Raw genomic sequence first — 16,016 nt, 5'->3', positions numbered from 1 at the left:
ACCAACGCCATCAACTGACTTGGTAGTTGAGCCATCATCAAATGTTGCTGGAACAGCTTCATTGATAGCTACTGTTTTCTCAACGCCATCTACTGTTACAGTTCCACCCTTGAATTCAGGTTTACCAGTTTGTGTCGCACCTTGAATATCAGTTGTTTCAGCTGGTGTAGCTGTTGGGGTTACTGGAACGATTTCTGGTGTGTAAGTTGTATCCACCTTGATAGCGTTTGAGCTTTCAGCTTGAACCTTTGCTGGTGTGACTGCACCAGTGTATGATTTATCAGTCGGTGTGAAGGTTACTTGACCAGTGGCTGAATCAATTGAGTAAGTACCAATTTCAGTTGTACCATCAGCGGCATAAGCTGGTGTACTTGTCACTTCATTGCCATCACTATCCAAAAGCGTGTAGCTATTATCTTTGATCGTAATAGCTTTATCTTCACCATTTACTTGGACAGTCGTTCCTGCAAAGCTTGGTGTCCCTGTTTGTGTTGCCCCTTGAATATCTTTAGAAGTTGCAGGGCTTTCAGTTGGAACAGCTGGCACTACAGTTGGTGTATATTTCGCATCTGAAGTAATTATTGCTGTCTTACCATTAGCATTGGTAATAGTCGCAGTTGCTTGAACAGTTACACCTTTTGCTGTTCCAACAAAATCTTTTTCAGGAGTAAATGTCACAGCACCAGTAGTAGGATCGATTGTGTATGTTCCTTCCCCTGCTACTGTTACAGTTGTTTCATCAGTCGGTTGACCAGTTGCGGGATCCACCAATTTCTTGCTTGTGATTTTCGCAGCCTTGTCGTTACTCAACTCAAATGTAGGAGTTTGGGTTTGAGGAACATTTTGAACATCCTCAGAAACCTTGTCTGTAGGAGTCACTGTGATTGGTGTGGCAGTTGGTGTGTACTTAGCAGTTGCAGTCTTAAGAGCATTATCTGGCACTCTACCATCTTTGTCACGACCAACTGGAGCCGTAAGAGAAACTGTTACCCCCTTGGCAATTCCAGTAAATCCTGGTTCTGGTACAAAAGTAACCTTGCCAGTCAACTCGTCTAGATAGTAAATTCCTTCTCCTTCTACAGTCAAAACAGGATCATTGATGACATTTCCAGTCGCTGGATCGACAAACTTAGCCGGATAATCAAAATCAGGTGTGATTTTAACTTTCTCACCATTACTATTTGTTCCTTCAAGAGCGAATTCTGGCGTACCAGTTTGACTAGCTCCTTGAACATCCGTAGATTTCTTGTCTTCCCCTTCGATATTTTTAGGTGTTACTGTTGGAATGTAAAGACCATCCATATTATCCATCACTTCATTAATTGATGGTAATAATGTTTTATCTTTAGAAACCCAATCAGTTGTATAACCATTATCATCTGTACGACGGATACTTATACCGCTCGCAGTTCCTACAAAGTTATCTTCTGGAGTAAATTCAATATCTACGTTATTACTGTTTGGAGTAATTTTATATTTACCTTCTCCTGGTATTACATAATATCCATCAGCTTTTGGATTTACTACTTGTTTCGTTCTATTATCAATAATAACTGGAGCTACAGTTTGATCGATTTCTGCATTTTTATCACGGCTGTACTTGGATAGTCCTTGAGCCGTGAAAGCAACTGTTGCTGTTTGTGTCGCTCCTTGAACATCGATTGTTTCTTTACGTTCACCTTTTGGAGGGAAAGTAATTTGAGTTTTAAAGTCTTCTACTTCTCCAGATAAAGCTAAACCTGTTGGGTTTTCAATATCTGATTGATTACTAGCAATACGAACACGTGTACCTAATTCAGTAACACTTGGATCAATCATTGTTTTTGCATTTCTGAATTCAAGTCTAACTGTTCCATCTTTTGTAACAGTTGCCAAGTCAGAACGTTCATCCTCATCGAATGTTCCATTTTGGTTAAAGTCGATCCAACCGTAAACATACGCTTTAGCAGCACCATCAGTATGTGCTTCAACATCTAAAGTATACGTTCCTGGACGAGTACGGTCTAATTTAATCATATCATTAGTTTGACCTTTTAAGTTATCAGGTACGATTTGATCAACACCTTCATCAGCAGAAATAGTGTTATCATCACCTGTCCAGTCATTTGCGTTATTTTCATCCATATCAGGACTTACAGTTCCTAAGTATGGTTGAGCAAGTTTTGTACCTGTTACACCGTCTACCGTTCCAATTGAGTGTTGTGCTTTTCCATAACTTTCTGGAGCGTCTCCTTCATCAAGAGGGAAGAATCCAAGCATAGCAGATTGTTTACCTGATGATGCGATATAAAGTCCCACTTCTGAAGCTCCTTGAGTCATAACTAGAGGTACTGAAAAACGGCTAGCAGACACGTTCGGTCCGAAAACTCCAGTTCCTAATCCACCCGTAACTTGGTCTGGACTACCAAAGTATTTCCACGCTACTGGTTTTTTATCTGGGCCAACCTCATTAGCATTACGAAGTAATTCCAAGTTTAGTCCTGATATTCTAGCACCATTTACATCAACAAATTTTGATCTACTATAGTTATTTGCGGGATCAAAATAATTGTGTGTGTCTTGAACTACATACGTTTCAGTATTAGAAGCTTTTTTCCATTCTCCGATATGTTTCCAACCAGCACCATTTGTAGTGAATAACACTAATTCACCAGGGTTAGCTGACTCACCATCAGCAGCTACTACTGCAGGTTTTACTGATTTACCACGGAATGTTGCAGAAATCTCAAATTGAACACCGATATTCGCACCATTATACTCTGATGAAATTGTTGTTCGTTTTGAACCAGTATCAATTCCTTCTTGACGAATTTCAGTCCAACGATTTTGAGCGTCTGCTACTACTAATGCTTCTTCTCTGTTTGCGAAAGCTGCTCTAGTTGTAGGATCTCCAATAGTTCCAATGTATCCATTTTTTGCATTTGGATCATATGTAGCTTTTTCAGCTTCTGTAGCACCTTGTGCTTCCATACGGTTTTTATAAATTTCAGTTGCTTGGAATGGTTTAAGACTCTTAACCTTAATGTTAACTATATATCCAGGCATAATTTCTTTAGTGTAAGTTGATCCTACTTGAAGAGCTGTTCTACCGTCTTTAGATGTTGTAGTATTGGTCCAAGCAGTTGTATCTCCAAAATCTAACCAGTTAATTTGTTTAACTAGTTCTTTTGCATTAATTTTAGAAAATTCTGTTGGTTTTTCAACTTTTGGAGTTGAGGTTGCGTCTTCTACATCATCACCAATCAAGTTTGGATCATTGGCATCACCAAGGGCACGACGTGTACGACGTCGACCAGAAGTTTCTGCTGTTACAACAGGTTGCTCTACAGCAGATGCTTCGGCACCACTTGAAAGAGCATTCGTTGTAGAAGCTTCTGCTTGAACGTCCACACCTTGTGCTTCAGATGCTGTTTCTGAAGCAGGTGTCTCAGATGATGCTGATGTAACAGAGGCTGTCGTTGAAACTCCCGTAGTATTGCCTACACTTGTAGAGTCAGCAACACTAGTGGTAGATGCTGCAGTACTTGCTGACGTTGACGAAGCTGCTTGAGATGTTGTCTCACTAGAAGCTTGTGTTGTAGACGTTTCAGAAGTAGCTGCGCTAGCATTTGAAACGGTTTGAGACTGACTATTAGTCTCATAACTTGATAAGAGATTTGCGACTTCCGTCGAAGCTTGAGTAGCAACAGCATTCTGAGAAGATGTCTCATCACTCACTGTAGCAGTAGTGCTAGCTACATCTCCTGCTTGGACTAGGTTAGCTGTTTCATCGGCAGATACTTGACTAGCAGTACCAACCATAACCAGAGTTCCAAGAAGAACGGAGCAAACCCCTACATTCAGCTTACGAATCGAAAATCGACTTATACTATCATTAAATAAATCTTTACCCACTTTGGTAATCCTCCACACTTATACTATTAAGTATCTCACCCCTCAATGAGATTAAAAGTATTTAAAAATACTAATCGTTAAATATTTTAACAAAATTCCTAATATTTGTTAAAAGAAATGCTCTTATTTTCAATTTTTTTATAAGGTTCACTTAAAAATAATCATGTAAACAGTAGAATGATTATAGATATTACTATTTTTATAAACGTTTCAATTAATAATTTTATAATTATTTATTTTTAGAATTATCAGTAAAAAGAAACTTATGATTTCATTTTTTTCAAAAATCGATTTTCAGAATTAATAATTCATTAGAACTTTTAAATTAATAAGTCATTATTGAAATAAAAATGGTTGGTTATCTACTCAGTCCTTCTAAAAAATATAGCTTATAACCATCTTAACTATAGTTTAGAAGTCTATTTAACGACATTTTTTTATCCTGTTGTTTTCAAGAAAAACAAAATTTCTTTGAAAAGATAATTTCCCTCTTCTCTAAAGACCTTCTAAGTCATATGACACTTAGAACTAAATCTGTTGAAAATACAAACCAAATCAGCCATCTTGCTTTAAACCATTCGGAATAAATATGATATTCTTCACTTTTTCACTTGTTATTATTATCCAATTCATTTACCTAGCTAGGAAAAAAGCTCTATAATCTCTTCAATAGTTTAACCTACTAAATCGATTATAGAGCCAAAAAAAGAAGATCCAAAGACCTTCTTTCAATTTAAGTTCTACTTAAATTATTTTACTGTGCGGATACGCATAGTGTTTGTACCACCTGTACCTACTGGAACACCAGCAACGATAACAATGTTATCACCAGATTCTACAAGACCTGATTCCAATGCAACTTTTTCAGCAACATCAAACATATCATCAGTTGAGCTTGGTTTTTCAGTAACTACTGGAATAACACCCCAGTTAAGCATCAATGATTTTTGAGTAATTTCATCGAATGTTACAGCCAAGATATCAGCTTCTGGACGATATTTAGAAATCAAACGAGCAGTGTTACCTGATTCAGTAAGAGCAACAACAAGTTTGATATCCATTGAGTTAGTAGCATCTTTAACTGCAGACGCAACTACTTCAGTCTTAGTTGAACGGTCAAATGTTGATGAATCAAGACGACCATACTCTTTAAGAAGAGTTTGAGCGTTTTTATCAATTGTAGCCATTGTACGAACTGATTCAACTGGGTATTTACCATTTGCAGATTCACCAGAAAGCATTGTAGCATCTGTACCATCGATAACTGCGTTGAATACGTCAGATACTTCAGAACGAGTTGCACGTGGTTTTTCTGTCATTGTTTCAAGCATGTTAGTAGCTGTAACAACAACTTTACCAGCAGCGTTTACTTTTGTGATGATCATTTTTTGGTAAACTGGAACCATTTCGAATGGTACTTCGATACCCATGTCACCACGAGCAATCATAATACCGTCAGCAGCTTCGATGATTTCATCAATGTTATCGATACCTTGTTGGTTTTCGATTTTAGCCAACAATTGAACGTGTCCATTACCAGTTTCTTCACAGATAGCACGAACTTCTTGTACATCTTTTGCAGTACGTACGAATGAGATAGCGATAAAGTTAAGACCTTGTTCAAGACCAAAACGGATATCAGCGTTATCACGTTCAGCAAGTGCTGGGAAAGGAATTTTAGTGTAAGGGATGTTTACACCTTTTTGTTTAGCGATGATACCATCATTTTCAACATCAACGATGAATTCACGTTTTTCAGCATCTTTGTCTACAACACGAAGACCAAGTTTACCATCATCGACAAGAACTTGTTTACCAACTTCTACATCGTCAAAAACGTCAAGTGCACCTGCAACGTTCAAAGCGATAACGTCGCGAGTTGATTTGATACCTTGTTTAGTAGCAACACGAATTTGTTCACCAGTTTTGTATGCATACTCTTTAGCATCACCTTCGAACAATTCAGTACGGATTTCAGGTCCTTTTGTATCAAGAAGGAAACCTACTTTTTGACCAGCAAGGTCTTCTGCCATACGAACGACATCCATACGTTCACCTTGTTCAGCGTGGTCACCATGTGAGAAGTTGAAACGGAAAACGTTGGCACCTTCCTTGATCAATTGAGCAATGTTTTTAGCAGATGCTTCACGGTCAAGTTTTTCACCCCAGTAACCATCTTCACCAAATTTTTTGCCGCCACGGATTTCAACCGCAGGACCAAGTGTTGCAACGATTTTTACACGTTTATTCATGATAAATAAAACTCCCTTATATTTTTTGTCGCCTTAGCGACGGATTAACAATAATTTAAGTAACTGAGATTAGCTCAAGTTAGACAATGAACGGTTAAGGTCTGCAAAGTCAAGACGAGCTTTGTGTGGATTGTTAACGATAATTTTACCGTCTTCAGTAAGACTGAACAAAGCGCCTTCTTCTGCTGTACCAAGGATTGGGCTTTCAACAAGCTCTTCATTGTGGATACCAACAGCTACACCACCAATACCTTGTTTAAGGAGGTCAACCGCATGTGCACCCATCCATGAAGCAAGAACACGGTCACGCGCAGTTGGTGAACCACCACGAACCACGTGTCCAATGTTTGTTGCACGAAGATCTGAAGTATCTCCAGCTTCTTTCATTTTCGCTGCAAATTCTTCCGCACCCATAACACCTTCAGCAAGTACGATTACGTGGTGAGTTTTAGCACCTGATTCGTAACCTTCTTTAACTTTACGGACAACTTCGTTGATGTCGTACTCTTCTTCAGGTACGATAATTTGGTCTGCACCAGAAGCAATACCAGCCCAAAGTGCGATATCACCAGCATTACGTCCCATAACTTCAACGACAAAAGTACGTCCGTGACTGAAAGCAGTGTCTTGAATCTTATCGATAGCTTCTGTTGCAGTTGCAACAGCAGTATCAAAACCAATTGTATAGTCTGTACCAACGATATCGTTATCGATAGTTCCTGGAAGACCAACAGCTGGGAAACCATGTTCAGTCAAACGCATAGCACCATGGTAAGAACCATCTCCACCAATAACTACTACACCTTCGATTCCATGTTTTTTAAGTTGCTCAATACCTTTAAGTTGACCCTCAAGTTGGGCAAACTCAGGATAGCGAGCAGACTGAAGGAAAGTACCACCACGGCTTAGGATGTTGTCTACGCCTTTAGCATCAAGTTGGAAGATATCTCCTTCAACCATACCAGCGTATCCACGGTTAATGCCGAATACTTCAATTCCTTCAGAAATTGCTTTGAGAACAACTGCGCGAGCGGCAGCGTTCATACCAGGGGCATCTCCACCACTAGTCAAAACAGCAATACGTTTCATTATTCCTGATACTCCTTTTATATATTTAACATTTTCATTATAACACAAAGAATTCTAAATGGCTTTAAATTTGAAAAGATTTATTGTTTTTTTTTATCGTAAAACCGTTTTCAACACATAAGGTGCTAATTCCTGATTAAGTTCCTCGTTCTTAGCTACTTTATATCTTTGACTAACGATAGTTTCCTTACTTCCTTGATAACGAATAATGACAGGAATGTTTCCGGGATACTTAGCTAAGATTTGAGAAACTTCTAAGTCCTTATCATGATTCTCAAGTAAAATCCAGAAACGCTCCGTACTAGCTTCCTCCATGTTGGACAAAATTAACTGAATGCGTCCATCACGCTCCTGGGTCCGTCCATCAAGATAAAAGAGACCACCTTCACTCAACTTATCCTTATGATAGAAATAGGTTTCTGGGAAAAGGGTGACATCAAGTTTATTGATCCCATCAGTGACGTTCAGAAAGGCCATCTGATCACCTTTTTTAGTTCTGATAATTCGAACGGACTCTAGCTGAACCAAAACCGTCGCCTTATTATTAACAGTCAAATCAGAAATTGGTTGATAGGGACGAGAGGCCATTTTTTGAGCTAGGTGTAGAGGATGGGGGCTAAGCCCAACTCCTAGTAACTCCTGTTCTAAATTATAACGATCCGTCTGGCTATAGTCTTCATAATCAACCCAAGAATAAGAGGACTCTGCAAACAAACTTCCTAACTCATTGACAAAAGTAAAGAGGTTGTTTAAATTGCCAATGATTTTCTGACGGTTTGGTTCAAAAATATCAAACAAACCAATTTGAATAAGAGGTGTCAAAATATCGACTTTCTGATATTTACTAGGAATACGTGTTAAAAAGTCTTCTATAGAAATGTATTTGCCATTTTGTTTGCGATCCTCAATAATCCAAAGGGCAAAATCTCTTGGTAAGCCTTTGATAGTCTTAAGACCTAATACGATCTTTCCATTTGAAATCTTGTCCAGATAGGGAATCCTATTAATATCGAGGCTAGCTAGGGAGAAGCCATTTTCAATTGCATCCTTAATGTAATCACTAGACGAATAATTCAACATAACGTCATAGAATATCTGTGGGTAGTGCGTTTTGAAATAGGCTAACTGAAAGGCCAAAGCTGAGTAGGCATAGGCATGACTTCTATTAAAGCCATAACCCGCAAACTTAGCCATCATACTAAAGAGTCTTTCAGCAATCTGTGGGTTACGTCCCAACCGACGACTTCCTTCCATGAACTCTTCGGACATCTTGGACATTTCATTGGCATCTTTTTTCGACATTGCCCGACGAAGCAAATCGGCTTTTCCGAGTGTAAAGCCTGCAAATACTTGGGCAATTTGCATAACCTGCTCTTGATAAAGCATGATGCCATACGTAGGCTCAAGGATTGGTGCAACTACTGGATCAATCAAATCTACTTTTTCCTTACCATACTTACGAGCGATGAAATTATCTGTATAATCGCTAGCTCCAGGTCGGTTAAGAGAGGTTGTCGCTACCACTTCTTCGAACTTAGCGGGTTTAATCCGTTTAAGAAGGTTAATAGCACCCGCCTGCTCAAACTGAAATATTCCCTTAGTTTTCCCCTTGGCAAAAAGAGCTAGGGTCTGTGGATCTTCCAAATCAATTGATTTGATATCTATAGCGACTCCATGCTCTTCTTCAAGTTTCTCCTTCATTTTTTGAACAAAGGTCAAATTACGGAGGCCCAAGAAATCCATCTTAAGCAAGCCATTGGCTTCGATTGCGGAGGCATCGTACTGAGTAATCATCATATCCTCACCAGCTTTTAGAGGAATATGGTTGGTCAGGTCATCGTCACTCATCACAATACCAGCAGCATGGATTGAAGTCTGTCTTGGCTGACCTTCAATAGCCTTAGCAATCTCAAAAGCTCTCTGAAATTCTTGTCTTTGATTAATCAACTGTCTAAATGACATATTCTTCTCATAGACAGAAGTCAAGGTGTCACGAAAAGAAATCTTTTTACTAAGTTGTGACAGTTCAAATTCCTTGGCTCCGAAACGTTTAAAAACATCTCGGATAGCCTGTTTGGCCCCAAAAGTTGAAAAAGTAACAATCTGAGCAGAGTGCTTACTACCATAACGGTTCCTAACATAATGAAGAAACTCGCTTCGATAGATATCAGGCAGGTCGATATCTATATCAGGCATGCTATAACGTTCTTCATTTAGAAAACGCTCGAAAAGCAAGTCATTTTTAACGGGATCAATTCCAGTAATATCAAGGACATAAGCTACCAAGCTTCCTGCAGCAGACCCACGTCCCATTCCCATATAATAACCACGGCTACGCCCAAAGCGTAATAAGTCCCAGACAATCAAGAAATAATCATCAAAGCCCATCTGATGAATGATAGACAATTCTTTGTCTAAACGTTCCTGATAAACTGCTGCGCTTAACTTTTTAGTTTCTAATCCAGATTGGGCTAATTGACGTAATTGGTCAACTGCTGGCATATCACGATTAAAACGGGGAAGCTTCAAATCCGTATCAAATTGATAAGTAATATCTGAAACAAGTTGCTCCAAATTGTTCAAAGCCTCTGGAATATCACTATATGCACTTTCCATTTCTTGAGGCGAGAAAAGAAGCTGATTCATAGGACAAATAGAGGCCTCTGACAAGGAAACGTTTTGTGAGATGGCGTGTAACATCTGAATTGTCGAGCGATCTACATTCTCAAAATAACGCACTGTATGTAAAGGAATTACAGGATAATCAAACTCTTTGCCAGCATCTTCTGGCCTTATCCCAATAAAAACCTCTGAACCAAGAGTCATTCCTGGCTCCCACTCTTCACTCGGAAGGATGAGGGCAATAGCATTCAGATAGTCCGAAAAAGCTGTAAACTCGCGTTGCCCTGAGGAGAGCTCTGTTGCCAACTTCATCAAATTTTTATAGCCCTGATTATTTTTTGCTAATAGACGAAAAGGAATTTTTCTGCCCTCGTAAAATAGATTAGCTTCCATACCAATCAAAGGACGTAAACCCTTGCTACTTGCAAACTGAGCAAAATGATAAGCAGCATAGAGATTGTCACGATCCATCAAGCCAAGGGCTTGATAGCCAAGCTTTTTGGCACGCTCAACGTAGGTGGTCAAATCTACAACACTATCCATGAAACTATAGACGGATTTTGTATCCAATTGTGCAAACATGAAGGCCTCCTTTCTATCTTTCTATTATAGCATACGCTCCTTGTAAAAACGCCTCTACCATGTTAACTGTTGCAAACAAAAAGAATGAGATAGAACAACACCTTAAACATTGTCCTTATCCCATTCTTTTAAGTCCTCATTATTATTTTACATACACATCATTGTTTCTTATTGCCAATATGATGGGCGTTGTTTTTCATAGGCAGCAATCAAATCTTCATATTGAAGAGTGATTCCAATATCGTCAAGCCCTTCAACCAATTTACGTTTCCACTCATGATCGATATCAAATGGAAACTCTCCTGCTGAAGATTTAATCACTTGGTTTGGAAGGTCAATCGTAATTTCCTCACCTGCAGGAAGAGCAGCCAATTTTTGACGTACTTCCAAGGGTTGAACGATTGGTAACATACCATTCTTCAATTCATTGTTATAGTGAATATCTGAAAATGATCCAGCAATAACACAACGGAAACCGTAATCTTCCAATGCCCATGCAGCGTGTTCACGAGATGACCCCGAACCAAAGTTATCACCAGTAACCAAAATGGTCGCATCGCGATACTCAGGTTTATTGAAGACGAAATCAGGATTTTCATCGTAATCATCATTAAGGTAACGCCATTCAAACATCAAATTCTTACCGAAACCTTTTTTATCAACAGCTTTCAAGAATTGTTTGGGAATGAGTTGGTCCGTATCGATGTTATCATTCATCAAAGGTACTGATTTCCCTGTATAGACGGTAAATTTTTCCATTATCTTCTCCCTTATGCTTGAACTTCTGGCATATCGCGCACATCTACAAATTTACCAGCGATTGCTGCAGCTGCTGCCATTGCTGGGCTACAAAGGTGAGTACGAGCACCATATCCTTGACGTCCCTCGAAGTTACGGTTACTTGTAGATGCACAATGCACACCTTCTGGAACATGGTCTGGGTTCATACCAAGACACATTGAACAACCTGGATCGCGCCATTCAAATCCTGCATCCATGAAAATTTTATCCAAACCAAGACGTTCAGCTTCTTTCTTAACTGGACGCGAACCTGGAACAACAATAGCTGTCAATGTCGGTGAGATATGTTTTCCTTTAACGAATTTAGCAGCTAACTCAAGGTCGCTAAGACGTGCGTTAGTACAAGAACCAATGAAGACATAGCCAAGATCAATATCTTTAGCATATTCACCAGGCTTAACGTCCATATACTCGTAGGCACGTTCATCATTAAAGTCCTTGATTTCTGGGAATGGTTGATCAAACTCAACACCCATTTCAGGGTTAGTTCCCCATGTAACCATAGGTGCCAATTCTGAAACATCAATAGTAATCACTTTATCATATTCAGCATCTGGATCTGAAACCAAAGTTTTCCAGTCGGCTACTGCTTCTTCGAATTTCTCACCCTTAGGTGCGCATGGACGCCCCTCAACATAATCATAAGTTTTTTGGTCTGGATTCATAAGACCCATCTTAGCACCAAATTCAATAGACATGTTACAGATGGTCATGCGTTCATCCATTGAAAGAGCATCGATAGCTTCACCACAATATTCAACTGCGTATCCTACACCAGCATCAACGCCATAGCGTGCAATGAGTGCAAGAATAAAGTCTTTTGAATAAACACCTGGCTGTGGTTTACCAACAAATTCAACCTTCATTTTCTTCGGTTTCACTTGCCACAAACATTGTGTCGCAAAGACATGTTCTACCTCAGATGTACCAATACCAAAGGCAATAGCACCAAAGGCACCATGAGTAGCCGTATGACTATCACCACAAACGACAAATTTTCCTGGTTGACTACGACCTGTTTCAGGACCAACCATGTGGACAATCCCCTGACGAGCAGTACCGTGGGTAGCCGCATCAATACCAAATTCCTCAACGTTTTTCGCCAAAGTATCAATTTGGTTTTTAGAAATAAGGTCACGAATGTTAAAAATATCAACCGTAGGAACGTTGTGGTCTGTCGTACCAAAAGTTAAATCTGGGCGACGAACTTTACGTCCAGCATCACGAAGTCCTTGAAAGGCCTGTGGACTTGTAACCTCGTGAATATAATGCTGATCCACATACATCAATTGTGGTTCGCCCTCATTTCCAGTAACGACGTGGCGTTCCCAAAGTTTATCAAAAATTGATTTTCCGCTCATAAAATACTCCAATTATAATCTAAGGATTAGCTAATCCGAAAGTCTTGTTAGAATAAGGTATAAAAGAAAGACATCTATAACAATTCCTATAAGCCAGCAAAGCTTAAAGTACCATTTGTTAATTTTATGTCTAAAAAGTCTCCCACCTAGAAAGGCACCAATACCACCAAAGATCAGTGTCTGTAATAATAATGCCTTCTCAGAAATCCGTCTCTTATGTCGGATAGCCTTATGTTTATCAAGGCCATAAACCAATAAGACGACAATATTCCATACCAACAAAACACTTAGTAACACTAGTTTTAGTGTCATGAGTTTAGAGATTGCCAATAATAGCTGCTGTCATTTCAGCAGTCGAAGCCTGACCACCCAAATCACGTGTCAAGATGCCTTGATTCAAGGTCTTATCAACAGCATTTTCAATCAATTCTGCCCCTTCAGTTTCATTGAAACTTTCACGTAACATCATAGCTACTGACAAAATCATTGAAATTGGATTGGCAATACCTTGACCAGCGATATCTGGTGCTGAACCATGAATAGGTTCATAAAGACTTGGACCATTTTCAGAATGACTGGCAGATGGCATAACACCTAAAGTTCCTGGAAGGACACTTGATTCATCAGACAAGATATCACCAAAAAGGTTTTCTGTCACAACCACATCAAAACGAGCTGGGTTGGTAATCATAATCATTGCGGCACTATCAACGAGCTGATGTTCAAGGGTTACATCTGGAAACTCCAAAGAAACTTCATCAGCAACCTTACGCCACAATTTAGAAGTTGCCAAAACATTTTGTTTATCAATGCTAGTGACCTTTTTGCCACGACCTTGAGCAATCTTGAAGGCACGACGCATGATACGACGAATCTCATCTGCTGAATAATCATTGATATCGCGAGCTTTATCTTCTTCCAAAATGTGCTCACCAAAGTAAATACCACCTGTGAGCTCACGAACAACGACGAAGTCTACGCCCTCAATACGCTCAGGTTTAAGAGGTGACAAGTGTTTCAAAGCATCAAAGATGCGGACAGGACGGATATTAGCAAAGAGATTCAACTCCTTACGAATGGCCAAAAGTCCTTGTTCAGGACGAACTGGCGCATTGTCATATTTAGGTCCACCAATTGCAGCCAAGAGGATAGCATCTGCTGATTTAGCAGCATCCAAAGTTGACTTAGGAAGTGGATGACCCTCGGCATCAATGCCAGCACCACCAAATGGTTTAGCATCGATGTCGTAATCAAATCCAATTTTTGAAGCTACTTTTTCAAGAACTTCAAGACCTGCTGCCATAATCTCAGGTCCAATTCCATCACCTGAAAGTGTTACAATTTTCTTTGTCATGTTTAACTCCTCTTCGGCTTATGGAAGGTCACGATAAGAAACCTTACGTGCCATCTCACCAGCATTTTCTTTTTGAACCAATGTATTAGCATTGATATAGGCAATTGCTGATGCTTTCAAGACGTCAAAGTCTAAACCAGATGCATTGAAAATAGTATCTGTATCTACATTTTCTACAGTTACAAGTACACGCGCTTGCGCATCAATACCATCAGTTACTGCGTCAATATTATAAGAAGTCAAGCGAACTGTTTGGTTGAAGAATTTGTCAATAGCATTGAAGATAGCTTCAACTGACCCTTGGCCATTTGCCAAAAATTCAACAGATTCACCATCTTCATTAGCCAAGCTTACTGTAGCAGTGATTGTTTCATCAGCATTAGTAGTCAAACGAAGATCTTCGAAGTGGAAACCTTCTGGATTATCTACACTTGTACCAGCAACAAGTGCACGAATATCTGCGTCAGTAATATCATGTTTTTTCCCAGCCAAGACTTTAAATTTGGCAAAGAGTGGTTTGATATCTTCTTCCACAAAGTCAAGCTCAAGTTCTTTCAATTTTTCAACAAAGGCATGACGTCCTGACAATTTACCAAGAGGAAGACTGTTACTCTTCACACCTACCAATTCTGGTGTGAAAATTTCATAAGTTTGTGGGTTCTTAAGAACGCCATCTTGGTGGATACCTGATTCATGAGAGAAGGCATTTCCACCAACAACAGCTTTATTTTTAGGAACAGGAATTCCAGAGAAGCGAGAAACAAGCTCTGAAGTATTCATTGTTTCATTAAGAACAATATCACTTGTTGCTTGGAAAAAGTCTTCACGAATTTTCAAAGCAACAGCTACTTCTTCAAGAGCAACATTACCCGCACGTTCACCGATACCATTAACAGTTCCCTGTACACGTCCAGCACCGTGTTTAATTGCTGTCAAAGTATTTGCAGTTGCCATACCGAGGTCATCGTGACAGTGAACACCAAAAACAACTTTATGGTCTGATTTAATATTTTCAGTCAAATGATCAAAAATACGTGCAAACTCTTCTGGAGTCGTAAATCCTACTGTATCTGGAATATTAATATATGATGCACCAGCATCAACCGCTGTTTGAACAACTTCAGTCAAGAAATCAAGCTCCGTACGAGTAGCATCCTCTGGTGAAAACTCAACAACTTCAAATTTTGAACGTGCATATGATACATGCTCTTTTACAGCTTCAAGAATTTCTTCTTTTGATTTCTTCAATTTAAACTCACGGTGAATTGGACTTGTTGCGATAAAGACATGAATTTGTGGATACTTGGCATCTTTCAAAGCCTCATAACAAGCATCAATATCAGATTTTACTGAACGAGCCAAACCAGTAACAGAAGTTGTTGTCATAGCTTCTGCAATTTGTTTTACTGCCTCAAATGAATCTGGACTAGCTGCAGGGAAACCTGCTTCGATTACAGAAATTCCCCATTTTTCAAGTTGCTTAGCAATGGCAACTTTTTCTTTGATTGAAAAGTTAACACCTGGTGTTTGTTCCCCATCACGAAGACTTGTATCAAAAAATTCAACTTTACGCATAGACAATCCTCTTTCTAAAAGTAAAAACGATAGTAGTAAAAAAACATCTCACTCGGAAACCCAAGCGAGATGTTTTTACCTCCCGCTTGGTAAGCCAAACAGGACTAATGCTTTTGCACTAGCCCTCATTACGCAATAGCAAAACAGTTGTAGTTGCGAATGTCATTTGACTCATTTCCTTTCGATGTATCTTGGTTAATATGATACATCTTTCCAACTTGAAAGTCAAGGAAAAATTACTGAATTGACTGACTTTTCTGACCACTATTTACATTTATTTTCAAGAAAAGAAAAAAGCTGACCAAAGTCAACTTTTTATTTGTTAATGATAACTACTTATCTCAGCTTATTTTCCGAGGTAGTATTCAGAAACAACGTTCAATTTTTCGTCAAATTCAAATACCAAAGGTGGGAAGTTTGGAATTTCAACGTCCATGATTTCGTCATCTGACAATTGTTTGATGTGTTTTACAAGGGCACGGATTG

At 39.2% G+C, this 16,016-nt stretch carries 9 protein-coding genes and 1 pseudogene; all 10 read right to left on the bottom strand.

What is annotated here, in order from left to right:
- The coding region (locus AX663_RS08880; RefSeq protein ID WP_197414220.1) for a CshA/CshB family fibrillar adhesin-related protein at positions 1 to 3,894 on the bottom strand (3,894 nt) is incomplete at its 3' end.
- A 749-nt stretch (positions 3,895 to 4,643) separates the two neighbouring features.
- Entirely contained in the window at positions 4,644 to 6,146 is a 1,503-nt protein-coding gene (gene pyk / locus AX663_RS08875) for a pyruvate kinase (RefSeq protein WP_002890793.1), read from the bottom strand.
- Positions 6,147 to 6,215: 69 nt separating this feature from the next.
- On the bottom strand, positions 6,216 to 7,235 hold the full coding sequence (gene pfkA, locus AX663_RS08870; RefSeq protein ID WP_045768842.1) for a 6-phosphofructokinase: 1,020 nt from the start codon (positions 7,233 to 7,235) through the stop codon (positions 6,216 to 6,218).
- 93 nt (positions 7,236 to 7,328) lie between these two features.
- Positions 7,329 to 10,439 (bottom strand): DNA polymerase III subunit alpha, encoded by a 3,111-nt coding sequence (locus AX663_RS08865; protein WP_060973266.1) that lies wholly within the window; start codon positions 10,437 to 10,439, stop codon positions 7,329 to 7,331.
- A gap of 168 nt (positions 10,440 to 10,607) precedes the next feature.
- The gene (gene leuD, locus AX663_RS08860) at positions 10,608 to 11,198 is read right to left on the bottom strand and encodes a 3-isopropylmalate dehydratase small subunit (RefSeq protein ID WP_002890790.1); all 591 of its coding nucleotides are present in this window, start codon (positions 11,196 to 11,198) and stop codon (positions 10,608 to 10,610) included.
- Positions 11,199 to 11,209: 11 nt separating this feature from the next.
- Positions 11,210 to 12,601, bottom strand: coding sequence for a 3-isopropylmalate dehydratase large subunit (leuC, locus tag AX663_RS08855; RefSeq protein WP_037597711.1), 1,392 nt, complete (start codon positions 12,599 to 12,601; stop codon positions 11,210 to 11,212).
- 30 nt (positions 12,602 to 12,631) lie between these two features.
- The gene (locus AX663_RS08850) at positions 12,632 to 12,913 is read right to left on the bottom strand and encodes a DUF1294 domain-containing protein (RefSeq protein ID WP_037598114.1); all 282 of its coding nucleotides are present in this window, start codon (positions 12,911 to 12,913) and stop codon (positions 12,632 to 12,634) included.
- A gap of 4 nt (positions 12,914 to 12,917) precedes the next feature.
- Complete coding sequence (leuB, locus tag AX663_RS08845; protein ID WP_002890787.1) at positions 12,918 to 13,955, bottom strand: 3-isopropylmalate dehydrogenase; 1,038 nt, start codon at positions 13,953 to 13,955, stop codon at positions 12,918 to 12,920.
- Positions 13,956 to 13,973: 18 nt separating this feature from the next.
- Positions 13,974 to 15,530, bottom strand: a complete 1,557-nt coding sequence (locus AX663_RS08840) for a 2-isopropylmalate synthase (protein WP_004182645.1) — start codon at positions 15,528 to 15,530, stop codon at positions 13,974 to 13,976.
- A gap of 346 nt (positions 15,531 to 15,876) precedes the next feature.
- Positions 15,877 to 16,016 (bottom strand): annotated as a pseudogene (locus AX663_RS08835) (phosphoglycerate mutase); the annotation flags it as partial.

It is taken from the genome of Streptococcus sp. CCH8-H5, from assembly GCF_001556505.1.
Taxonomy (GTDB): Bacteria; Bacillota; Bacilli; order Lactobacillales; family Streptococcaceae; genus Streptococcus.
Note: the sequence above shows the minus strand (reverse complement) of the source record. Positions and strands in the feature narration are given on the sequence as shown.